This window comes from Vibrio sp. zbq_1 (genome assembly GCF_043102935.1).
GTDB lineage: Bacteria > Pseudomonadota > Gammaproteobacteria > Enterobacterales > Vibrionaceae > Vibrio > Vibrio parahaemolyticus.
In genome coordinates this window covers 521,055-544,710 of sequence record NZ_JBICJH010000004.1, presented here as the reverse complement: position 1 = coordinate 544,710, position 23,656 = coordinate 521,055, and the positions used below count along the sequence as shown (strand labels likewise).

The following is a 23,656-nucleotide window of genomic DNA, read 5'->3' as shown; positions in this document are numbered from 1 at the left end:
TTATCCAATTTCTACACAATCTAGCAGCTCTTGCACGACGCGTTGGTGATCGACTCCGTCTGCTAGTGCATCGTAGGTCAAAGAAAAACGGTGGCCCAGTACAGACGGAACCATGGCTCGCACATCGTCAGGAGTGACATGGTCACGTCCTTGCATCCACGCATACGCACGAGCGCATTTGTCTAGTGCGATGGAAGCACGGGGACTAGAGCCAATCTCAATCCATTTTGCTAAGTTTGAATCGGCATAACGCTCTGGCTTACGAGTCGCCATCACTAACGCGACAATGTAGTTTTCCACTAAATCTGATACCACGATGTTTGGTAACTGACGGCGAGCTTCTAGCACCACGTCTGGCTCGATGTGTTTTGGCGTAATAATTTCGCTGCTGGTTTCCGCACCTAATTCTTCACTGCGCACCAAACGGATGATGTCACGTTCGGCTTCATCTTCTGGATAGTCGACGGTAACCTTCATGATAAAACGGTCCATTTGCGCTTCTGGCAGTGGGTACGTGCCCTCCTGTTCTACTGGGTTTTGCGTTGCAAGCACCATAAACAAGTCTGGCAATACGTGAGTTTTATCGCCTACCGTGATTGTGCCTTCGGCCATAGCTTCAAGCAGTGCTGCTTGTACTTTGGCTGGCGCACGGTTGACCTCATCGGCAAGCACTATGCTGTTAAAAATTGGCCCTGGTTGAAAATGGAGCTGCGGCTTGCCATCCAACTCTTGATAAACCTCGGTTCCCGTCACGTCCGATGGCAAAAGGTCCGGCGTAAACTGGATTCGACCAAAACTGGTGTTTAACAAGTTGGCCAACGATTTTACAGAACGTGTTTTTGCCGTTCCCGGTAAACCTTCTAGAAGAATGTGCCCGTTCGTTAATAACCCGATGACTAAAGCTCGAACCACGTGGCTTTGTCCAATGACGCTTTTTTCTGTTTGTTCGATGAGTTCTTTTATCGCTTGTTGTGCGTGGTTCATAGGGTACCTTTTCAGTGGTTTAAGCCGTCTTTTCAATAGTTAAGTATAAGAACAAATGAAATAACTTAAGGTTATATTCACTATGTTATCTTTGCGGTTCTTCAGATTGGAGAAGCTGTGCAAGACCAACTAACATCGGTAACGCGTAATCAAAGAACATTTTGATTCCCGAACACAGATAGTTTAGTCCAGCCTCGCCATTCGGCGTTTTGATCAGACGGTTTTTCGGACACTCGCCCCAGCAATAAGGCAAGTAGGGACACTGTTTACAATACGTCGGCAAAGATTCGCGTTTTGCCATGCCAAAGGTGTATTGTCGTGTAGAGAAGGCCATGTCATTCAATGAGTGTTCATGAATGTTGGCGAGTTTGTATTCTGGGTACACATAGTGGTCGCAACTGAACACGTCGCCATTGTGCTCAATCGCCAAGCCTTTGCCACAAAACTCAGCTGTCACGCAAAGCTGAGACGGTTTCCCCATTACTTGCGCTACCGCGGTTTCAAACAGGTTAACCAGTACACGGCCAAGATCGTTATTCACCCATTCTTCAAAGGTCGCCATTAAAAAGCGTCCCCAGTCTTCAGGCTCAACCGACCAATCCGTCACAACAGACATTGGATGACCCGGTTTCGCCAGATCACTGCCTTTGGTTGGGATCATCTGTTCGTTCCAAAACTGCGGTGCGGTTTTTTGGAAGTCGTTCGCTTCAACCACCGGTGCAAACTGAATGTATGTCACACCCAATTCTTGGGTTAAAAATCGATACACTTCGAGCGGGTATTTCGCATTGTGTCGATTCACCGTCACCAACGCGTTGAATTTCACGCCATGCGCTTGGAGCTTATCTACCGCTTTCATCACCAGATCAAACGTCGGCTTACCGCTGCGGGTTTTGCGATATTTATCGTGCAGCTCTCGTGGCCCATCAATCGACAAGCCAACTAGGAAGTTGTGCTCTTTTAAAAACGCACACCACTCATCGTTTAGCAAAATGCCGTTGGTCTGAAGGTCGTTTTCAATGCGAACACCTTTCGGCTGATGTTTCTTTTGCAGAGCTACGACATTGCGGAAATAGTCCAGCCCAAGCAGCGTTGGCTCCCCACCCTGCCATGAGAATACAATTTCTTCGCCATCCTGACTTTCGATGTAGCTTTTCACGAACGCTTCCAATGTTGCGTCGTCCATTTTTGGTTGCTTTTCTTGGTGCAGTAGATTTTCTTTATGCAGATAAAAGCAGTACTGACAATCGATGTTGCATTTTGCTCCGCCCGGCTTTGCCATCACATGGAATCGACGGTCATACGCGCCCGAAACCGGTGCTTTAGAAGCCGTTTTAAGAGGAACAATAGGCATGGTAGTAGAATGGCGAGGGGAAATCTTACTCATACGTTTCTCACTATTAAATATACCCAAATAACCTCGTAAGCGTAGTGCAGTAAACGGGAAGCTATTTGGGTATATAGCGCTCCGAAGAGCGCTATTGATTATCGATGTTCTTTATTACTTAGAAGACTTAGGTACGAATGAACCTGCTTCCATGCGAGGAGGGAACTCTTTAAACGTACCCATTACCTCTTTCACTTTCTCTACCGCTGGCATCATTAGGAATGAGCGCTCGTACATCCAACGAGAGTAACCCATACCTTGGTCACCACGTTCGAATGGGTCAATGCTCAAATCGAAGATCAATGGAACACGAAGTTTAGTGAATGGTTTACGCCATACATCCATACCCGTTTCATTTTCTTGGATCATGAAGTGGTATTTGTATTTACCGTAACGTAGTGCAACCAAGTCACCGTCATCACTCCAGTAAACGAATTCGTTACGAGCAGACTTGTCTGACTTACCTGTGATGTATGGCAATTGGTTGTAACCATCTAGGTGAACTTTGTAGTTCATCTTGCCAACTTTCTTACCTTTCAGTAGCTCGTCTTTAACTTTAGTGTCACCTGCTGCTGCAACCAATGTTGGGAAGAAGTCTTCAAGAGACATCATGCCATTAAAGGTTTCGCCAGCTTTGATGTGACCAGGCCATTTGATAAGAGCAGGAACACGGAAGCTACCTTCCCAACCTGTATTCTTCTCACTACGGAATGGCGTCATACCTGCGTCTGGCCATAGGTCAACCATCGGGCCATTATCTGTGGTGTAAACGATGATAGTGTTGTCATCGACACCAAGATCTTTCACTTTTTTCAGTAGTTCGCCGATTTGGTCATCGTGCTGTTTCACACCGTCAGCATAGAAACCAGCACCGGTTTTACCTTGGTACTCTTCAGGAACGTGCGTGAAGTTGTGCATGCGAGTGGTGTTAAACCAAACGAAGAATGGCTTGTCTGCCTTAACTTGCTTGTCGATGAACGTTTCAGCCGCTTCTAGGAACTCACCGTCTACTGTTTCCATACGTTTGCGAGTTAGAGGGCCGGTATCTTCAATTTTGCCGTCAGCGTAAGAATGGATAACGCCGCGAGGGCCAAATTTTTTCTTGAACTCTGGATCTTTAGGGTAATCCACGTTCTCTGGCTCTTCTTCCGCGTTCAAGTGGTATAGGTTGCCGAAGAACTCATCAAAACCGTGGTTGGTAGGAAGGTGTTCGTCTCGGTCACCTAAATGGTTCTTACCAAATTGTCCGGTTGCGTAACCCATTTGCTTAAGCATGGTTGCAATCGTTGGATCTTTTTCCGAGATACCTTCCGGAGCGCCTGGTAAGCCCACTTTTGATAGACCAGTACGTTTTGGCATTTGACCAGTGATGAATGCAGAACGGCCTGCTGTCGAACTTTGCTGTGCGTAGAAGTTAGTGAACTTCGCACCTTCTTTAGCAATACTATCGATGTTTGGCGTGTTGTACGCCATCATGCCTTGGTTGTAGGTACTAAGGTTCCAGTAACCAACATCATCACCAAAGATGACAAGAATGTTGGGTTTGTCCGCTGCGTGTGCAACTGCAGATGCAGCGCCTAATGCTAACGTACATGCGTTAAGTACGAGTTTTTTACTGCTCGTTTTGGTCGCATTTTTCATATTATCTCCAAGAGTTCGCTAGTGCGTAAAAAATGGTATTCGCTTTTCAATACCATTGTTGATATAAGATAAAGCACTAATTTCAGGCGATAAATGCAGTCAAAATTAGTTAACCTATAAATTAAATTTATGAGTAACGTTATGGACTTGAATTTGATCCAAACTTTTCTTGTTGTCGCGGAGTTCCAATCTTATACAAAAGCCGCGGAACAATTGGGGCTTACGCAACCTGCTGTGAGCGCTGCAATAAAGCGTTTAGAGCAAGTCGTAGATAAGCAATTATTTGTGAAAAAAGGACGGGGAATTACGCTGACATCCGCGGCGTATCAACTACTGCCTCAGTTTGAGCAAGCGGTGAGTATTATTGATAATGCTATCATGGAGAAGAAGCACTTTGAGGTGTGCTGTTCAGAGATTCTGCTGCACATTATGAGCCCGATAAAAAATGCCATTTTTTACGAGTCACCTCCCGAAAAATACATCTTGTTTGAGCTTTTAAGACAACAAAAAGTAGATCTTGTAATTGATACAGTGGTCACAAAAGATGCGGCGTTTGTTATGGAGGAGGCGTACGAAGAAAAGGCCGTCATTATTTGTCGAGAGCAACACCCTCGAATCCAAGGCACTTTGAGCAAAGAACAATTTTATGATGAAACTCACTGTTTGTTTTCAGGCAAATGGAACAACATGTCGGGTTTTGAGCAACTTGCTCAAGAAACCATTTTGGAAAGAAAAGTGGATCTCGTCACATCTTCGCTTGCTGGTATGGCGTTGTACGTCGCACAACGCGATTGTTTAGGTCTAGTGTCTCAATCTTTTGCGAACAAATGGAGCAAAGCCCTTAAGCTTCAAGTTCTGCCTTGCCCCATTTCTATATGCACCATCCCTTACAAGTTCGTCTACCATAAACGTGAGTTAAACAACCCTGCTCATATTGCATTGCGAGAGAGAATCAAAACGCACCTAGCCGCTGCGCATTACGAACCTATTTCTTTGTAGTCACGGTCGCTTTGAGCTGTTGAACAACTTCCGCAGGAGCATGTGCACCAAGCTGCTTGGTGCACTGTTCAAAGGCAAATGCAACGCCGCCTTGTCGATAGTTTCTCGCTAACACTTCGCACTGGGCATAAAGATGCCGTGGGTCGCCACCAACTTCAAACGCCTTGTTTAAGGCCTTACTCGCTTCTAATACGTCGGATTTCTCCAACGCTAAACCGTACACATACCAATACTGAGCGTTATCTTTCGCGCTTTCTGCGGCCTGTTTTAAATACTGATTAGCTTGTTTGCTGTTGCCTTGTCTTAACAGCGCAAGCCCTGCACTGTAAGGCAGCGAACTTGCTTTCGGTTGTGCTTTCATTCCCGCACTCAGAATTTGGACCGCTTTGGCTTCATCACCTTGTCGGCGATACATGTCCGCTAAATTGACGTAGCTATTTTCGAAATAAGGTTCGATGTCGATAGCTTGTTGATACAGTTCGATCGCTTTATTAGCATCTCCCAAACTGCGATATACATTGGCTAAGTTAGTTCGCCCAAATCCGCGATCGGCGTTAAAGCGTTGAATGTCCATGTATTCATCTAACGGTTTTTGAATGCGCTCTCTTTGTAGCGGATTCATTTCCCCATAATGACTGACTAGCGCAGCCGCCGCTTCGGTTCGCACCGACAACACCGGATCACTCAGCAACGGCTGTAGAATCTGCCAACGGTCACTAAAGTCATACCCTGCCGAGCCAGCAACAGCACCCAGTCGAATCATCTCGTTCTCATGTTTCACGGCGCGAGCAAGCGCAACCAACGTATTCTGGCCAGTATTGCCTGCCATTCGCTCTAAAGCCGATGCGCGAATGATGTCACTGATGGAAGAATCTTGAGCCGTATAAGCCAAGGCATCTGAACCACCTCTATGACCTATCGCGTCTGCATAAAATGCGACCGAAAAGTGCTGAGTGTTGCGATACTTTGATTTTGGGAACCATTGACCAATCTGCTCATCGGCCCACTTCGCATCTTTATCATCATGACAAGCAGTACAAACATTGGGCGTATTAATATGCTGACTTAAATCTGGGCGCGGAACGTGCCAACTGTGGTCTCTACGCGGGTCTACCTGCATATAGGTCGTCTCCGGCATGTGGCACGTTGTGCATTTTGATGCCTCGGTGTTCGCTTGATGAAAGGTGTGGTTTTCTGACAGATAATCTGACGCTACATGGCATTGCGCACATACTGCTTCTTCAGGGATTTTAAGTTGGGCGGTATGTGGATCGTGACAATTTGTGCACGTTACGCCTTTCTCTGCCATGGCCGATTGCAAAAACGAGCCGTAGACATAGTCCTCATCGTAAATTTGGCCATCGTGATAATAGAGCTCAGGGGTAATTAAACTCAGACGGTACTTATCAAGAAACGTACCTTTGACGTGATCCGCTTCTTCATTCAACTGGGTACGTCGACTGTGGCACTGAGCGCAAGTTTGAACTTGGTTGGTTGGCACAATGTCTTTTGGCTGAAGCGTACTGTGCCCTTCTTTATAGACCCACTCTTTGACTGCGGCTGAAAGATCGCGAGAAAAACCATAATGATTCGCGGTGGCAATTGGCATTCCATTTTGCTTGGCCTGTTTCGCCATTTCCACGTGCAGACTTGCCGGGCCATGACACGCTTCGCAGCTGACGTTGATTTCCGACCACGTTGTTTGATACGTATTGCTTTGAGCGTCGTAGTTTTTCTTCAAGTTGGTTGAGTGGCAATCAGCGCACATGAAGTTCCAGTTTTGCCCTGTATTGGCCCAGTAAAACTCATCGGTTGTGGTCGTGTCTGGATATAAATGAAACCAACGTTGCCCGCCTTGTTCCACACTTCTCGAATCCCAAGCAAAAGGAATCAGTTGTATGCGTCCATCATCAAATTCCACCATGTACTGTTGTAATGGCACCCAACCAAACGTATAGCTGATTTTGTAATCGTGCCACTGTCCATCTGGACCTTGGATGTTGACCCAATATTCATCGTCTTTGCGAAAAAAACGGTTTGCCTTGCCCTGATGTTCAACGGCTTGATTGTCGAAGTTACCCAGTACGGATTCTGAATCAGCATGGCGCATCGCCATATCATGGTGCGAGCCTTGCCACGCTTCCACTTCGACTTGGTGACAATCGATGCACGTTTCATTACCAATAAACTGAGCTTGAACAACTTCTGGTGGAGTTTGGGCGTTTTGCTGCCCAAACAGAGAAAAACTGACGAGCATAGCAAGGCTCACTATTGCCTGCTTCCGACTTGCCCACTGAGTCATAACGATCCTTGTTATTCTAATTTTGTTCTTCATCAACTGTAGGATGACTTTTTCTTTTTGGACAAGTAATTACATGAGTTTTAAGAAAAACTTAAACGGTGCGCAAAAAAAGAGGCCCATCAGAGCCTCTCGATTTGAAGTTTTGATCGTGCAGCAAACCTACTTATTCGGGTTCTCTTGCAGCTTCTCCATCACTTGATCAAGCGAGAAACTTGCGGCTTTTTGCCTTGGCGGGAACTCTTTGAAAGTTTCTAGGAATCGACCAACATACGTTTGTGCTGGCACCAACATGTAGGCGCGATCAAGCATCCAATCGTAGTACGTGTTGGAGGTAACATCCGCAACTTCATAAGGGTCCATGCGCAAGTTGAAGATCTTCGGCACACGTAATTTGGTGAATGGTTCAGCCCAAATACGCAACGTACCTTTTGCACGTTGTTCCATGAAAACCAGTTTCCACTTATTGTAACGAAGCGCAGTTAAATCGCCATCGTCCGAGAAGTAGAAAATCTCTTCACGCGGTGCTTTCTCTTCTTTACCAGTGAGGTATGGCAGGAAGTTATAGCCGTCTAGGTGAACTTTGAATTTCTTATCACCCGCGCTGTAACCTTTTAGCAGTTTCTCTTTGATGTTGTCATCACCAGCGGCGGCTACAAATGTAGGCATCCAGTCCATGTGGTGCATGATGTCATTCGAAACAGAACCCGCTTTAATTTTACCTGGCCAACGTACCATTGCAGGAACACGGTACGCACCTTCCCAGTTGGTATTTTTCTCGCCACGGAATGGCGTTGTACCCGCATCTGGCCACGAGTTCATGTGTGGGCCATTATCGGTTGAGTAGAAAACAATGGTGTTGTCTTTAATGCCTAAGTCATCCACTTTTTTCAGTAGCTGACCAACATGGTTGTCGTGCTCTACCATACCATCAGCATAAGTACTGATGCCGGTTTTGCCTTGGTTATCTGGCTTCACGTGAGTACGGAAGTGCATGCGGGTTGCGTTCCACCATACGAAGAATGGTTTTTCCGCTTTCACGGCACGATCCATGAAGTCGAGTGCCGCATCTAACGTCTCTTCGTCTACAGTTTCCATACGCTTACGAGTCAGAGGCCCTGTATCTTCAATTTTGCCGTCAGCGTACGAACGAATCACACCGCGTGGGCCAAACTTCTTACGGAACTCAGGATCTTTAGGGTAATCAACGTTTTCCGGTTCTTCCTCAGCGTTCAGGTGGTAAAGGTTGCCAAAAAATTCATCGAAGCCGTGGTTAGTAGGAAGATGTTCGTCTTTGTCCCCTAAGTGGTTTTTACCAAACTGACCAGTCATGTAACCCATTGGTTTAAGCATTTCCGCAATAGTTGCGTCTTCCGCTTTCAAACCTAGGTCAGCACCAGGAAGTCCGACTTTACTTAGACCCGTTCTGAGCACAGTCTGGCCGGTAATAAAGGTGGAACGACCCGCAGTACAAGATTGTTCACCGTAGTAATCTGTGAACATCATGCCCTCTTTCGCGATGCTGTCGATGTTTGGTGTTTTGTATCCCATCAAGCCAAAGGTGTACGCACTGAGATTGGACTGGCCAATATCATCACCCCAGATGACGAGAATGTTAGGTTTTTCTGCCGCGATACTGCTGCTTGTCGCGCCAATTAAAGCCGCGGCAAGAATCGCTAATCGGCGTTTAACGCCATATTTCGCTGTCATATAAACCTCTGTGTGTATTAGAAAAGTGCTTCCTGCAACAGAATGTATAGTTCACAACCTCCGGATTTGCGAATATTCAAAATGAGAATAAAGGCAATGGGGTTTAATAATTTCCGCGAACATATTCACACGGCGACAACAAAGATCTGAAGGCGTTTAGATAAGAGAAGGTTCGCTAACGCAAGGAATGGCAGGAAGAGATAACAAACGATTAGAGGGTTGCGAAATAGATAAAATAAAAAACGGTTCGCGCCGACAACCAAGATAGATCATCATTGCGAACCGTTGGGGGTTCAAATACGCTTAGGATTAACCTTTCGCTTGTTGAACTTTACTTAGGTTCTTCATTTGTTCCATCACTTTATCAACCGAGAAGCTTGGGATCTCTTGACGTGGTGGGAACTCTTTGAATGATTTCAGAACTTTCGCTACTTTCGCTTGAGCAGGAACAAGCAAGAATACGTGGTTGAACTGCCATGTTTCGTAACCGAAGCCTTGGTCGCCCTTCTCTAGTGGGTCAACTTTAAGGTCGAAGATCATTGGTATACGTAGGTTTGTGAACTCTTTCGTCCAAACATCCCAACCTTCATGCTCTTGGATCTTGAAGTGAAGCTTGAAGCGCTTGTCACGCATTGCCAGCAAGTCGCCATCGTCTGACCAGTAGAAGAACTCATCACGAGCAGACTCTTTGTCTTTACCCATCAAGTAATTCATTTGGTTGTAACCATCTAAATGGTTTTTGTATGTGCGATCAGCAGACGATGATTTATAACCTTTCAACAAATCTTGCTTGATGGTGTTGTTACCCGCAGCAGAAAGCAGTGTTGGGAACCAGTCTTCACCCGCAAAGATGTCGTTTAACTTCGTATTTGGTGCAATGTGCCCAGGCCAACGAACCATTGCTGGTACGCGGAAGCCACCTTCCCAACCTGTGTTTTTCTCACCACGGAAAGGACCAAATGCTGCATCAGGCCAGGTCGCGTTCATCGGGCCGTTATCGGTGGTGTAAATCACGATGGTGTTGTCGGCAACTTTCAGATCATCCAGTTTATCTAGCAACTCACCAACCATGTTGTCGTGCTCTACCATACCATCTGCGTATTCACCCAAACCTGTTGTACGGTTTTCTTCTTTCACATGCGTCCAAATGTGCATGCGCGTTGCGTTGTACCACAAGAAGAACGGCTTGTTCGCTTTAACCTGACGCTCCATGAAATTCATTGCCGCGTCTAGCGTTTCTTGGTCGACCGTTTCCATGCGCTTACGCGTCAAAGGACCTGTGTCTTCAATTTTGCCATCGGCATAAGAATGGATTACGCCACGCGGGCCAAAGTTTTTGCGGAACGCAGGATCTTTCGGGTAATCAGGGTTTTCAGGCTCTTCTTCCGCGTTCAAGTGGTAAAGGTTACCCATGAACTCATCAAAACCGTGGTTTGTTGGCAACATTTCATCTTTGTCACCAAGGTGGTTTTTACCAAATTGGCCTGTCGCGTAGCCCATATCTTTAAGTGCCGTCGCCATTGTAATGTCTTGCGGTTGAAGACCTTGTTCTGCACCTGGTAGGCCTACTTTCGTCAAACCGGTACGGATTGGCATTTGACCAGTAATGAAAGTACTACGGCCCGCAGTACAAGATTGCTGCGCGTAGTACGCTGTGAAAAGCGCACCTTCTTGCGCAATTCTGTCGATGTTTGGTGTGTTGTAGCCAAGCATGCCTTGGTTGTAAGCAGAGATGTTACCGTAGCCGATGTCATCACCCATGATAACCAGCATGTTGGGTTTAGAAGCTGCTTGTGCGGCAATCGGAGCTGCCATTGCAAGCATCGTGAGTACTAGAGTATTTTTGCGAAAGTTCACGTTTTTTATTCCTTCACGTTAAAAACTTTCTTTATGGTATGCCTGCTGAAAAAACGATTGAAGTTATACAAGATATAACCAAATCTCATCTCAATTGGCATAGCATTGCAATAACAAGGCAGTTTGTGCCGGACAATGAGCACATTTACCAACCACTTGTCATCATCGATTTGAATATCTTCTTTATATATTGCATTGATTTTTGATTGTTCATTAATGATAATGGTTCGCAATTTCATTATTAATCTAGGTATCAACGTGAGCGATCAAGCAACCTTGACAGTTTTGCCAACCTTAACGTCTGATAGCCAAGATTGTAGCCACTCTTCTTCGGCAAATCATATAGTTACACTCGATAAGTACACGCAGTCTGTTACGATTCAAAGCCAGCCAAAGAAGACGAATATCCAACTCACGCCCATTCAGTTTGAACTACTGCGCACGCTCATTCAGCATCAAGATAAAGTACTGACCAAACCTTTCCTCTATCAAACCGTTTTGCAACGTCCGTTCACTGAGCATGACCGAGCGCTGGATATGCACATCAGCCGAATGCGAAAACGCTTGATTGCCGAAGGCATGCCACCAGATCAAATTCAGACAATTCACCGTAAGGGTTACCTATTTAAATCCATAAATAGGTAAAGAAAGCGCGGCTATTTGTCTCGATTTTTGGTATTTCGTCACTTATTTTGCTTTAATTAATGCAAATTCAATTTACTCAAAATAACTCAATGAATTTGCGTCTAATTTTTATACTCTGCATTGCCAGTCTGTTTGCTGGTTGTGCTACTTATGCTGGCCTGAACTTTGACCAATTGTTCGGCCCTCAGTTGGTTCGTGAGCGTACTGCCAGCGTTGAAACGCCGCAGGCAGATTTCTTCCAACGCGAGGTAAAACCTATCGTCGATAACCGCTGTGTGGTTTGCCACGCCTGCTACGATGCGCCATGTCAGCTAAAACTCTCATCGGTAGAAGGGATCGACCGCGGAGCATCGAAAGCATTGGTTTATGAAGGCACTCGCCTGACAGCTGCTGCACCTACTCGCTTGTTTGAAGATGCAGAAACCACCCAAGAATGGCGCGACGCTGGCTTCCACCCTGTTTTGAATGAACGCGACCAAAGCATGGCAGCAAACCTTGAGGCTGGCCTTATCGCTCGTTTATTGCAACAGAAAGAGCGCCATCCCTTGCCAGACCAAGTGCAATTAGAAGGTTTTGATTTTTCGATTGATCGTGAGCAAACCTGCCCGACAATTGAAGAGTACGAGCAGTACGAAAAAGACAACCCAAACTGGGGAATGCCATTTGGTATGCCGAATCTAACCAACAGCGAATACCACACGCTGATGACTTGGCTAGAAAACGGCGCGATCATGAATATGCACACGCCAATCAGTGACCAAGAGCAGGCGCAAATCAATCAATACGAAACACTGCTCAACCATTCTGATCTCAAGAATCAGTTGATGTCGCGTTATATTTACGAGCACTTGTTCCTGTCGCACCTGTACTTCTCTGAGTTGAGCGAAAAACCGCGCTTCTTTACCCTCGTGCGCTCCGCAACGCCACCAGGACAGCCAGTAAAACGCATTTCCACTCGCCGCCCTTACGACGATCCGGGCGTTGAACGCGTTTACTACCGAATCATTCCAGAACAAGGCACTATTGTTGACAAAACGCACATGCCATTTGCGCTCAACAAACAGCGCATCAGTAACTGGAAAAAGTGGTTTATTGAAGCGGATTACTCCGTTACTCAGTTACCTAGCTACGAGCCAGAAGTTGCAGCTAACCCGATGACGGCATTCATTGATATGCCAGTGAAGTCTCGCTTCAAATTCATGCTTGATAACGCGCAAAACACCATCATGGCGTATATCAAAGGCCCTGTTTGTCGTGGTCAGCTTGCACTTAACGTCATCAATGATCGCTTCTGGGTATTCTTCTTAGACCCAGACAAAGCTGACATTCCTGAGGTTAACGAGTTCTACCGTTCACAAGCAGATAACTTAAAACTGCCAGCCGAACAAGAAAGTAATACGCTTCCAGTCACAAACTGGGTTAAGTACGCACGCCAACAAGCGCGTTATCTTGAAGCAAAATCTGAGTTTACGAACAACTGGTTTAAGCATGGCGAAAACCTATCGACTGACGTCATTTGGGATGGTAACGGCACCAACCCAAATGCAGCATTAACAGTATTCCGTCATTTCGACAGTGCATCTGTAGTTCAAGGGTTGGTTGGCGAGCAGCCAAAAACAGTCTGGATCTTAGATTACGCTTTGCTGGAGCGTATTCACTACCTATTGGTAGCAGGATTTGACGTATACGGTAACTTTGGTCACCAGTTGATGACGCGTATGTTCATGGACTTCTTACGTCTTGAAGGCGAGAGTAACTTTGTTACCTTGCTGCCTGCGGATATGCGTCACCAGCTTCAATCGAGCTGGTATCAAGATCAAAGCCCTCAGCTTAGTGACTTTTTGCAACGTAACGTGAAGCCTTTTAATCAACCGACCAGCGTTGTTTACAAAACGGACGATCCAAAAACCGAGCTACTGAACATGATGCGCAAACGCTTATCGCCAGTGCTACTGCCTCGTTATGAGATTACCGATACTGCGCTTTCAGATAAAACGGAAAAAGAGCTAAAACGCATCGGTCAAGTGCGTGGTGAAGGGCTACAAACCGTCCCACAAATCACGATGCTGATGGTGCGTAGTAAGTCAGGTAAAGACGAACTGTTCACCCTACTTCACAACAATGCGCACACTAATATTTCGAGTTTGTTTGATGAAGAAAGCAACCGAGACTTCGCCAACGACGATATGACCATCGTGCGTGGCGTTGTCGGGAGCTACCCAGCAGCATTTTTCTCCCTTAAAGAAAACCAAGTAAAAGAATTTGTCGATCAGTTTAGCGCGATTCAAAACGAAGCCGATTACGTTAAGTTGTTGGATAATTTTGCGATTCGCCGTAGCTCGGAAAAATTCTGGCCGTTTAGCGATCGTATCCACAATTGGTACCGTACAAATCAACCGATCGAATTTGGATTACTTGACTATAATCGTTTTGAGAATCGATGATGATTTAAGGGGGTTCTCATGGGTATCCGAGACAACATTGCCGCTCTGGAGCAACAAATTTACGTTGCTTGTTCAGAGGGAGACTACGAGACGGTCAACATGCTTGAACATCAACTCGAATACTTGCGTGGCAAAGTGGAACATCCATTAGATGATGACCCTTATGCCTTAGACACTCGATTCGAGTGGGAAGATGACATGACCAAATAGAAAAAACCTCCGGCATTTACCGGAGGTTTTTGTTTTTAGGTTTGGGCTTAGGTTTAAAACGCAGAGCTTTATTCTGCCATCAGCTCATCAAGCGCATTAACTGACGTAGCGACTTGCTCGGCCAATAAACCTTGCTGAGCGTTGTATGTATCTAGCGGTTCGGCAGCAATCTCGATACTTTGGCAAGTGTTCATTAACGCAGTAAGACCTAAACTCCCCGCACTGCCTTTTAGTTTATGAGCGAGATTTTTCACTGCTAGGCTGTCATTTTTTTCTGCTGACTCAACCAACTGTCCAAGTACATCCGCACTGGTATTTCTGAACAAGTCGATGATATGCAGCATTTTTTCTCTGCCTAAAATCTTCATGTCGGACTGGATCACGCTTGGATTAATGATGACCATTTCTGGTTCCTCTCGTTGTTGGTGGTCTTGTTCGACCTGATTTTCAATAGTTAGATTGGTATCGCTCGTTTCGCTCAGAGGTAAGCATTCTCCACTTTGCGGAAGCAGTAATTGTTTGCCATCCAGAACATCCTGAATCAACGTAGCAAGGGCTTCTTTCTCAACCGGTTTTGGCAAGTAACCATCAAAACCCGCTGCCAAGTAGCGTTCAACTTCTTCCGCAAAAACATGAGCAGACACCGCAATCATAGGTGTCGGTGACAGCGCTTTGTCACCTGGCTTGTTACGTTCGATGCGTTTTAAGCGTTGAATCAAATCTGTGCCGTCGCAATCAGGTAAATTGATGTCAACAAGCGCGATGTCAAAATCTTGTTTATCAATGATTCGTTCAGCTTGCAGACCATCTTCCGCCATCACAACTTGGTGCCCCATGCTCTGGAGGAAACCTTCCGCCACCACGCGGTTTACTTCATTGTCTTCGACCAACAGCACTTTCGCTTTCACCTTGCAGCGAGCGCTCGCCACGACACCGATTTCAACAGGTTCGCTTTCTTCAAGTGGGATGGAGAACCAGAAACGGCTGCCTTCGCCCTCTTCTGAGTCGACTTCTAGCACGCCGCCCATCGCTTCTACGATGCGTTTGCTTATCGCCAAACCAAGCCCTGTACCACCGATTTGATTCAGACCACCTTCTGCTTGCGTGAAGGCATCAAAAAGAGTTTTCTGATCTTTTTTCGAAATGCCGATACCTGTGTCTGAGACTTCAAATAGCACTTGCGATTCGTCTTCTGGATTCAGGCTGACGTAAATATCAATTTCACCGTCTTCAGTGAATTTGATCGCGTTACCCACTAGATTGTTCAGCACTTGGCTAATGCGCGTTACATCCCCTTTCCAGTATCGGCTGACGTCACTTTCAATGTGGTAAGAGAACAGCAGTTGCTTCTCTTGTGCTCGGCTGTTCATCAGTTGGAACGTGTCTTCAACCATTTGATGTAGGTCGAAGCCCAAGCGGCGAATCTCAAGATGGCCGGCTTCAATTTTCGAGTAATCAAGAACGTCATTTAAGATGGCAAGCAAGGTTTTACCACTGCGGTTGATGATCTCCGCGTAACGCTTTTGAATTGGGTTTAAACCAGAATCCATTAACAAACGAGCAGTACCGAGCACGCCGTTCATCGGCGTTCGAATTTCATGGCTCATTGTCGCTAAGAAGGCTGATTTCGCGCGGCTCGCCTGCTCAGCTTCATTACGCGCCTGAGCGTGGTTCACGACCTCTTCATTCAAGCGCAGGTTTGCTTGTCTCAACTGCGAAGTACGCTGCTCAATCAATTCTTCAAGGTGTTCTTTGTGCTCTTCCAGCTCTCGTTTGGCTTTTGCCTCCCCTTCTGCCACCACTTTGAGCGCTTGGGCGGTATTGCGGGCGGTGATGATAGCTTGCCCCATGTGCGCGAGTTCGTCTTTGCCTTTAACTTCTAGTTCAACAGCCAAGTTACCTTGAGCAACAGAAAGCAGCGCAGCAGAGTATTCCGCCAGACGTTTCACTACCGACACATACACCACGCGCCAAAGGATAAGCACAACCACAATCAAACCGACAATCGAGATCACCGTTAGTGACCATTGGGCAAATTTCAGGGTATTGGTCAGCTGGTCAACGGCAAACGTGGTGGTTTTGTTGGAATCGTCCACCAGCTTGTTTACGGTGCTGTTCAATTCAGAAAACAGCTCCAGCGTTTTTTGCATCAACTGTTGAGATTGCTCGTTGTTTTCGTATTGTTGCAGCAAAATGGTAAATACAACTTGGCGCTTACCGAGCTCGGTGAGCAATTGGCTCATCTGCTTTGAACGTGTTGGGTCTTCGACCGCTAAGACGCGGCGTTTCATGATCTTAAGATTGTTTTCAAACGCCGTCTGGATTTGTTGGATACGATCAACGTTGGTCAGAGTGCGTGCTTCTTCAATTTGATTAAGCATTTTAAAAGCGAGAAGATGCAGCTCGTGCAGACGCTCGGTTAGGTCAAGATCGACTTCAACCAAGGCATCGAGCGCTTGATAGACTTGGTCTTTTTTGTTCGCTTCTAACAGGTCATAAATGTGGGTTACGTTAGCAACCGCAATCGTGCTGGTATTTTGCACTTGAGTGCGAGTGAGCTGTTCCAACTCTTCACTCAGCAGGCGCATTTCTTCAACACGAGTATCAATTTCTTTCGCGAGCCACAACTTTCTTTCAACCGTGACACCAAGCTCTGCGAGGTTATTGATCACATTCTGAACATTGTTTTCAAGTGCATCGAGCAGTTTTGAATCAAACGACTCACCGCCTAGCTCTTTAATGTGCGTCAACAGCGATTCAAGTTGTTCGAACAACACTCGCCCGGCTTCTTTCCTCTCTTGCTCATTTTGCGCATTAGAGAGCATTTGCACCGATGAAATGATTCGAGTACTCAATTCCGAGACTTGTCGCGCTTCTATCATGGCGGGGATCGCGGCATCTACCACGTTCCTTTCAGTTTTTGCCACCAGCGAAAAGCCGGATACGCCAATCAATGCTGATAACATGACCAGCATTGCCATCGCGATGAATGACAACAGAAGTTTACGACCGATGCTTGCGGTTGCTAGCAACATATTTTCATGACCTTAATGTTCGTGTTCGGCGACATATTACGTTATATTTTGCAGTGTTTACTTAATCTATGCCAACGAACTTCATTTCATGGTTATAAATCAACGCTCAATTCGTACAATTTTCAAGCATTCAGTCTTGGCAGCGTCACTTTGCGCTTCACTGCCTTCTGTGGCCGCTGAAAAGATCTGTGCGATCTACCCTCATTTAAAGGATTCTTACTGGTTATCAGTAAACTATGGAATGGTCTCTGAAGCAGAGAAACAAGGCGTCAACCTGCGCGTATTAGAAGCAGGTGGCTACCCAAATAAAAGTCGTCAAGAGCAGCAACTTGCGCTGTGTACCCAATGGGGTGCGGATGCCATTATTTTAGGCACGGTTGATCCTCACGCCTATGAACACAACTTAAAAAGTTGGGTCGGCAACACGCCCGTATTTGCAACAGTCAACCAACTCGATCTTGATGAAGAACAGAGCACACTGCTCAAAGGCGAAGTCGGTGTCGATTGGTATTGGATGGGTTACGAGGCCGGTAAGTACCTAGCCGAGCGCCATCCAAAAGGCTCAGGTAAAACCAATATTGCCCTACTGCTTGGCCCGCGCACTCGTGGTGGCACTAAGCCTGTCACAACGGGGTTTTATGAAGCTATCAAAAACAGCGACATCCACATCGTTGACTCCTTTTGGGCAGACAACGACAAAGAGTTACAGCGTAACCTTGTGCAGCGCGTGATTGATATGGGTAACATTGACTACATCGTCGGCAGTGCGGTCGCTATAGAAGCAGCCATCAGTGAATTGCGCAGCGCAGATAAAACCCATGATATTGGTTTGGTATCGGTGTATTTGAGTCACGGTGTGTATCGTGGTCTTCTGCGCAATAAAGTGCTTTTTGCTCCGACAGACAAAATGGTGCAGCAAGGCCGCCTGTCTGTCATGCAAGCGGCGCACTATTTACGCCATCAACCGTATGAAAAACAGGCATCGCCAATCATCAAACCACTGACGCCAAAGACGCTTCACGATGACACAATTGAAGAATCGTTATCTCCGTCAGAATATAGGCCGACATTCAGCATAAAGGCTGTTGATTGATGCGCTAAAAAAGTGTTTTATTGATAAGTAACCAGTTCATAATCATAAAATCGGAATAACTTGATGCAAAAAACGACTCGTACCATGCCTGCGCATAAACACGTGGCATTGGTTGCCCACGACAATTGCAAACCTGAGCTACTTCGCTGGGTAAAAGAGAATAAAGAAAAGCTGCAACGCCATTTCTTGTACGCTACAGGCACAACTGGCCACATGCTGAGCAAAGAAACTGGCTTAGCAATTAAGAGTATGATCAGCGGCCCGATGGGTGGCGACCAACAACTCGGTGCATTGATTTCGGAAGGTAAAATCGATGTGTTGGTCTTCTTCTGGGATCCACTAAACGCCGTACCTCACGACCCTGATGTGAAAGCCCTACTTCGTATCGCGAGTGTTTGGAACATCCCAGTTGCGACTAACCGTGCAACGGCAAAATTCCTCTTCGACTCTCCTCTTTTAGAACAAGAAGTCGACATCGAAGTGCCAGATTACGAAGCTTACCTTGCAGAACGCATGTAAATCGACGTAATCGAATAGATAAAACAAAGGCGATACTGAGTATCGCCTTTGTTGTTTTTAACGGTTGAAAAAGTGCGTTTAGCGTGAGGTAACGATTGGGTAGTCGCCACTTACGAGTTCTTGCACAAATGCAGAACCTGCCCCCGTATGCGTGATCCACACTTTCTCTTTTGCACGCGTAATCGCGACATAGAACAGTCGGCGCTCTTCGGCATACGGGAATTTGTCTTTGGACTCGGTCAACGCACCGTCGATGTGAATCTGCTTCTTCTTAGCTGGGAACTGCCCTTCATCCACAGCCAAAATAATCACAAAATCGGCTTCTCGACCTTTACTCGCATGACAAGTCATAAAACGAATATCGAGATTCGGGAATCGTCTTAACCAGTCATCATACAAATCGGGTTTATGGTAATGGTTACGGCCAAGCAACAATACAGACTTAGTTTGTTTCGCTTGTTGATTCAATTGATCGAGGATTTTCTCAACTTGGTTGCTTGGCGCTGTGTGCACGCTCTTTTGCTTGCGTTGTTTGTGGCTGTTGAGCGTCTTCGGTAATTGTGATGGGTTTTGTTGCACGAACGTATTCGCCACATCGCCAATTTGATTATTGAAACGATAGGTCGTGTCTAGGTGATGTACCGTAGAGTGAGCGAATCGCTCTTTAAACCCAGTAATCAAGTCCACATCTGCGCCCGCAAACTGGTAAATCGCTTGCCAGTCATCGCCCACGGCAAACAAGGTTGCGCCAGGCTGCTTCTCTGTTGATTCACATAACGCTTCGATCAACGCCAAACGATCTGGAGAGATATCTTGATACTCATCGACCATAACAAAACGCCAAGGCGATACGAACTTCCCTTTATTCACGTAATCCGTTGCTCGACTTATCATGGTTGGGAAATCGACTTGATTGCTCTCTTTGAGCATTTTTTGCCATGCAGAAAAACACGGCCAACACAATGCTAATTCGCTATTGAGGCGCGTATAGTCTTGGTGATCCACCAACTTCTCTTGCACTTGCTTTTTTGTTAAACCAACAGCAGCTAAATGCGACAATTGAGAATCCAACCAAGCAATCAGCTTCGGGTTTTCCGAATGGCTACCCAGCTCATCATCACCTTTCAGGTAAGCAATAGGCCATTTATCTAAATGCTTTTGCCAACGTTTGAAATTTGTTGGTGTCATCCAGTGCTTTTTCAACCAGTCGACACACCAAGCCGTGCGTTGGTTATCGTCTAATGCAAGAGGGCTAATTTCGACAGGCTGCTGCTCGACTTGATTAAGAATGTACAAGCCGAGTTGATGAAAGGTATTTACTCTTACGCCTTCTGCCGCCAAACCGACTTTATCAACCAAACGCTCTTTCATTTCTTTCGCGGCATCTCGGCCAAACGCAAGCATCAAAAGTTCTTCCGCTTGAGCTTGATGGCTTTGAAGTAAGTAAGCCACTCTTGCAGTCAATACGCTGGTTTTACCCGAGCCTGCCCCAGCCAAAACGAGGTTGTGATCATCATTGAGCAACACTGCGTATTGTTGCGACAAGTTCAGCGGAGACGATTCAATGCGGTTGAACAAGACTTCCCAATTAGGACGTTCGTTCTCCAACCATTCGTGATTGCGCTCTCCCAGCGTATGAGAGGTGTCAACCAACCAAGGCTCAATTTCACCCATGCGATTAGGCATGCGCATTTTAGCTTCGTCTAGGCTGGTCTTGATTTCTGCTAGTTCTTGATTGAGTTTCTCTACCCACGCCATAACTTGAGAATGAGAAAGATAGGCAGGAAGGTGTTTGAGCTGGTACAACTCTTCTTCCCATTTAGGAAGGTACTCCGCCAGTTTTCGGCACTGAGTGTTGTGCCACTCTTGATATTGACGCACAGCTTCTAACGCAAACTTACGGCATTGAGGCCAAGGTAAACCTTGTACTAACCAACTTTGTTGCTTGCCATCTTGCTCGTGAGCGAAGAACTGAAGCGAGCTCCAAAACAGGCCGCGTTTCACGTTGACTTTACCGTTCCAGACGGTGAAAGGAATATGCTCTTCACTGCCAATTGAGCTTAATAAAACACTGTTCTCTTTTATTTCGACATGATAATACTCATTTTGAATAAAAAACTGTGCTTTGCTGGTGGCAGTAAGCTGCATGAAACGTGCGCCTTTTAAGTGAGAAGTTGTCGATTTATATCATTTTAGGGCTTCAAATTGTAGCAGCGACCGCCACCTAAATACGCATCTTCCTTGATTCTTTAATAAAATTCACATTACTGCTGATTTTGTGAACATAATTGTCATTACTTCAACGCTATAAACCCAAACTCTAGACGGTTTTCGCATCCGAAAACTGCTCTGCATTCCTAAGTCAATGACATTTCTGTCGATTTCATAACCAAGCGTGATTTTTTCTTAAATTAAATCATAAACACGCTATAGTGAGCTTGGTAACATATCCAAACAACTTCAAGATGATATCGCCCGTGAAAGCCGTTTGTTTTAAGGCTCAATTGGTGAGCGTTAACCGTGAGAACGTCAACTTTCTAACGCCGTCATCCTTGAGTGAAATTGGGAATTTTTCTCCGTTTTTATCGGAAATGTAAGGCGCATTGTGCAAGCAGCTTCTAAATTTCGCCTCTATTGGGCAAATAAAACCATTAACTACAGCATTCTTATATTGATCACCCTGTTGGGTGTCGTTATTCCTGCTTGGTACTTCGGACAAAACACCTTGATCACACCTCTCATACTAGGTGTGATTGCCGCTGCACTAGCGGAAAGTGATGACAGCTTTATGGGACGAATCAAAGCTCTGATTCTCACGTTTATCTGTTTCGCGGTTGCGGCCTTCTCTATTGAAATACTGTTTCACACCCCTTGGCTGTTTGCCACGGGTCTGTTTATTTCCACGTTTGGCTTTATCATGCTTGGCGCAATTGGGCCAAAGTATGCCAGTATCGCATTTGGTTCGTTGCTGATCGCCATTTACACCATGCTCGGCGCGCACGAAAGCACGAATATTTGGTTCCAGCCGTTGTTACTGCTAACTGGCGCCGCGTGGTATTACTTTATGTCGATGATCTGGCAAATGTTCTGGCCGTTGCAGCCGGTGCAGTTAAGCCTCGCGAACGTGTTTCTTGCGCTTGCTAATTATCTCGATGCCAAAGCCAAGCTTTTCCATCCAGTCACGAACCTTGCACCGCAACCAATGCGTATTGAAGCGGCTCGCCTTAATGCTGCAACGGTCACCGCACTCAATGCGTGTAAAGCAACGCTACTCACCCGTTCCAAGCGTGGTCATGTAGACGGCCCAAGTGACCGATTCTTGAATATCTATTTTATCGCGCAGGACATTCACGAACGCGTGAGTTCGAGCCACTACCGCTACCAAGATTTGGCAACGGAGTTTGAGCGTTCAGACGTGCTGTTCCGCTTTAAATATCTTCTTGAGACACAAGCGCAAGCTTGCCGGGATATTGCTCAAGCCATTCAACTCGGCAACGAATACACTCACACCGATGAGTCGATTCTGGCTTTGGCAGAACTACAAAATTCACTGGCGTATTTGGAAGAGCAGCAACAAGGTCATTGGAAGCGTTTGTTAATGCAGCTGACGTACCTGTTCAATAACCTCGCTACGGTTGAAAAGCAGCTAAACAACATCAATAACCCGGATGCCGAACGCCTAGAAGAAGACACGCTTGCCGATACCAACCCACATACGTTGAAAGCAATGTGGCAACGCATTTCGGCTAACTTTCATAAAGATTCGATGCTGTTTCGACATGCGCTACGTATGTCAATTGCGCTTACTATTGGGTACGGCATCATTCAGCTGTTTGATATTGACCGTGGTTACTGGATTTTGCTTACAACGCTGTTTGTATGCCAGCCGAACTACAGTGCGACGCGCCAAAAACTTACGGCTCGTGTGATCGGTACTTTAGCGGGGTTGTTGATTGGCGTACCGCTGCTAACGTTCTTCCCTTCTCAAGAAAGTCAGTTGGTGTTTATCGTTGTTTCGGGCGTGATGTTCTTTGCATTTAGGATGAACAACTACGGCTACGCGACCGGATTTATCACCTTGTTAGTCTTGTTCCTGTTCAACCAGTTAGGTGAAGGCTACGCAGTGGTGCTTCCTCGGCTTGCCGATACACTGATTGGTTGCGCGCTAGCCGTCGCGGCTGTGATGTTCATTTTACCTGACTGGCAATCGAGAAGACTGCATAAAGTGATGTCTGATGCGATAGAAGCGAATAAACAGTATTTGGATCAGATCATCGGCCAATATCGTATCGGTAAGAAAGACAACCTGAGCTACCGCATTGCTCGTCGTCAGGCTCACAATAATGATGCGACATTGACGTCAGCAATCAGCACAATGCTTGCTGAACCAGGTAAGTATCGCGCAGCCGTCGATGAGAGCTTCCGCTTTCTGACACTCAACCACGCCATGCTCAGCTACATCTCTGCTTTAGGCGCACATCGTACTCGCATCGAAGATGAATCCATTCATAAACTGGTTCTGGATGCTCACCGTTGTATCCACCAGCATTTGGATGTGTTGCATCAACAATTACACCAACATTGCGAAGAGTGCGATTTATCCAACATTGACGATGCTGGACTTGAGCAGCGTTTGAACGAATGGCGCGATGAGGATGACAGCTCGGCGCGTATGGTGCTTCAACAACTCCACCTTATTTATCGCATGTTGCCTGAGCTTCACTCGCTGGCGAGCAAATTTGCCGTTCGTGTGAACTAACTCGACCTTAGAGAGACTAACTTAAAGGTGCATGTGACTTAACACGCGTTCTTTATGCAATTAGGGAAGCACTT

Annotated in this window: 15 protein-coding genes; 7 read left to right on the top strand and 8 right to left on the bottom strand. The window is 46.1% G+C overall.

Features of this window, described 5'->3' with window-relative positions; genetic code table 11:
- The 3 genes from ACF8CV_RS02800 to ACF8CV_RS02790 form a co-directional block, all read right to left on the bottom strand.
- Nucleotides 1-984, bottom strand: coding sequence for a MoxR family ATPase (locus ACF8CV_RS02800; protein WP_005396657.1), 984 nt, complete (start codon nt 982-984; stop codon nt 1-3).
- An 85-nt stretch (nt 985-1,069) separates the two neighbouring features.
- Entirely contained in the window at nt 1,070-2,371 is a 1,302-nt protein-coding gene (locus tag ACF8CV_RS02795; RefSeq protein WP_025551862.1) for an anaerobic sulfatase maturase, read from the bottom strand.
- A gap of 114 nt (nt 2,372-2,485) precedes the next feature.
- Entirely contained in the window at nt 2,486-4,012 is a 1,527-nt protein-coding gene (locus ACF8CV_RS02790) for an arylsulfatase (RefSeq protein WP_005454209.1), read from the bottom strand.
- A 141-nt stretch (nt 4,013-4,153) separates the two neighbouring features.
- On the opposite strand from ACF8CV_RS02790, the gene ACF8CV_RS02785 reads away from it, so the two are divergent.
- Nucleotides 4,154-5,011, top strand: coding sequence for a LysR family transcriptional regulator (locus ACF8CV_RS02785; protein WP_005477563.1), 858 nt, complete (start codon nt 4,154-4,156; stop codon nt 5,009-5,011).
- On the opposite strand, the gene ACF8CV_RS02780 is transcribed toward ACF8CV_RS02785, so the two are convergent.
- The 3 genes from ACF8CV_RS02780 to ACF8CV_RS02770 all read right to left on the bottom strand — a co-directional run bounded on the left by ACF8CV_RS02780 (nt 4,998) and on the right by ACF8CV_RS02770 (nt 10,844).
- Nucleotides 4,998-7,313, bottom strand: coding sequence for a cytochrome c3 family protein (locus ACF8CV_RS02780; RefSeq protein WP_138937095.1), 2,316 nt, complete (start codon nt 7,311-7,313; stop codon nt 4,998-5,000). The two genes, ACF8CV_RS02785 and ACF8CV_RS02780, sit on opposite strands and share 14 nt — an antisense overlap.
- 159 nt (nt 7,314-7,472) lie before the next feature.
- Nucleotides 7,473-9,020 (bottom strand): arylsulfatase, encoded by a 1,548-nt coding sequence (locus ACF8CV_RS02775; protein WP_025610029.1) that lies wholly within the window; start codon nt 9,018-9,020, stop codon nt 7,473-7,475.
- A gap of 309 nt (nt 9,021-9,329) precedes the next feature.
- Nucleotides 9,330-10,844 (bottom strand): arylsulfatase, encoded by a 1,515-nt coding sequence (locus ACF8CV_RS02770; RefSeq protein WP_230391705.1) that lies wholly within the window; start codon nt 10,842-10,844, stop codon nt 9,330-9,332.
- A gap of 291 nt (nt 10,845-11,135) precedes the next feature.
- Here ACF8CV_RS02770 and ACF8CV_RS02765 point away from each other — a divergent pair, with 291 nt between their 5' ends.
- The 3 genes from ACF8CV_RS02765 to ACF8CV_RS02755 all read left to right on the top strand — a co-directional run bounded on the left by ACF8CV_RS02765 (nt 11,136) and on the right by ACF8CV_RS02755 (nt 14,176).
- Nucleotides 11,136-11,522, top strand: coding sequence for a winged helix-turn-helix domain-containing protein (locus ACF8CV_RS02765; protein WP_101945347.1), 387 nt, complete (start codon nt 11,136-11,138; stop codon nt 11,520-11,522).
- Nucleotides 11,523-11,611: 89 nt separating this feature from the next.
- Complete coding sequence (locus tag ACF8CV_RS02760; RefSeq protein WP_025521651.1) at nt 11,612-13,966, top strand: fatty acid cis/trans isomerase; 2,355 nt, start codon at nt 11,612-11,614, stop codon at nt 13,964-13,966.
- An 18-nt stretch (nt 13,967-13,984) separates the two neighbouring features.
- Nucleotides 13,985-14,176 (top strand): hypothetical protein, encoded by a 192-nt coding sequence (locus tag ACF8CV_RS02755; RefSeq protein ID WP_005454225.1) that lies wholly within the window; start codon nt 13,985-13,987, stop codon nt 14,174-14,176.
- A 68-nt stretch (nt 14,177-14,244) separates the two neighbouring features.
- Here the strand turns inward: ACF8CV_RS02755 and torS are convergent, their stop codons facing one another.
- A complete protein-coding gene (gene torS / locus ACF8CV_RS02750; RefSeq protein ID WP_138937097.1) occupies nt 14,245-17,211 on the bottom strand; it encodes a TMAO reductase system sensor histidine kinase/response regulator TorS in 2,967 nt (988 codons plus the stop codon).
- A 43-nt stretch (nt 17,212-17,254) separates the two neighbouring features.
- Between torS and torT the strand changes: the two genes are divergently transcribed.
- Nucleotides 17,255-18,304 carry a TMAO reductase system periplasmic protein TorT gene (torT, locus tag ACF8CV_RS02745; protein ID WP_228750870.1) on the top strand — a complete coding sequence of 350 codons (1,050 nt, stop codon included), beginning with the start codon at nt 17,255-17,257 and terminating at the stop codon, nt 18,302-18,304.
- 63 nt (nt 18,305-18,367) lie between these two features.
- The gene (locus tag ACF8CV_RS02740) at nt 18,368-18,823 is read left to right on the top strand and encodes a methylglyoxal synthase (RefSeq protein WP_005454351.1); all 456 of its coding nucleotides are present in this window, start codon (nt 18,368-18,370) and stop codon (nt 18,821-18,823) included.
- Between the two features lie 78 nt (nt 18,824-18,901).
- Here the strand turns inward: ACF8CV_RS02740 and helD are convergent, their stop codons facing one another.
- Nucleotides 18,902-20,971: a DNA helicase IV gene (gene helD / locus ACF8CV_RS02735; protein WP_015313109.1), complete on the bottom strand. Its 2,070-nt coding sequence runs from the start codon at nt 20,969-20,971 to the stop codon at nt 18,902-18,904.
- A 457-nt stretch (nt 20,972-21,428) separates the two neighbouring features.
- Between helD and yccS the strand changes: the two genes are divergently transcribed.
- The gene (gene yccS, locus ACF8CV_RS02730; protein WP_031381834.1) at nt 21,429-23,582 is read left to right on the top strand and encodes a YccS family putative transporter; all 2,154 of its coding nucleotides are present in this window, start codon (nt 21,429-21,431) and stop codon (nt 23,580-23,582) included.
- The last annotated feature ends 74 nt before the right edge of the window (nt 23,583-23,656 follow it).

What these genes read in the sequence shown, in the direction of transcription:
- ACF8CV_RS02800 (WP_005396657.1), bottom strand. Translation starts at nt 984, where the DNA reads ATGAACCACGCACAACAAGCGATAAAAGAACTCATCGAACAAACAGAA.
- ACF8CV_RS02795 (WP_025551862.1), bottom strand. Translation starts at nt 2,371, where the DNA reads ATGAGTAAGATTTCCCCTCGCCATTCTACTACCATGCCTATTGTTCCT.
- ACF8CV_RS02790 (WP_005454209.1), bottom strand. Translation starts at nt 4,012, where the DNA reads ATGAAAAATGCGACCAAAACGAGCAGTAAAAAACTCGTACTTAACGCA.
- ACF8CV_RS02785 (WP_005477563.1), top strand. Translation starts at nt 4,154, where the DNA reads ATGGACTTGAATTTGATCCAAACTTTTCTTGTTGTCGCGGAGTTCCAA.
- ACF8CV_RS02780 (WP_138937095.1), bottom strand. Translation starts at nt 7,313, where the DNA reads ATGACTCAGTGGGCAAGTCGGAAGCAGGCAATAGTGAGCCTTGCTATG.
- ACF8CV_RS02775 (WP_025610029.1), bottom strand. Translation starts at nt 9,020, where the DNA reads ATGACAGCGAAATATGGCGTTAAACGCCGATTAGCGATTCTTGCCGCG.
- ACF8CV_RS02770 (WP_230391705.1), bottom strand. Translation starts at nt 10,844, where the DNA reads ATGCTTGCAATGGCAGCTCCGATTGCCGCACAAGCAGCTTCTAAACCC.
- ACF8CV_RS02760 (WP_025521651.1), top strand. Translation starts at nt 11,612, where the DNA reads ATGAATTTGCGTCTAATTTTTATACTCTGCATTGCCAGTCTGTTTGCT.
- ACF8CV_RS02755 (WP_005454225.1), top strand. Translation starts at nt 13,985, where the DNA reads ATGGGTATCCGAGACAACATTGCCGCTCTGGAGCAACAAATTTACGTT.
- torS (WP_138937097.1), bottom strand. Translation starts at nt 17,211, where the DNA reads ATGTTGCTAGCAACCGCAAGCATCGGTCGTAAACTTCTGTTGTCATTC.
- ACF8CV_RS02740 (WP_005454351.1), top strand. Translation starts at nt 18,368, where the DNA reads ATGCAAAAAACGACTCGTACCATGCCTGCGCATAAACACGTGGCATTG.
- helD (WP_015313109.1), bottom strand. Translation starts at nt 20,971, where the DNA reads ATGCAGCTTACTGCCACCAGCAAAGCACAGTTTTTTATTCAAAATGAG.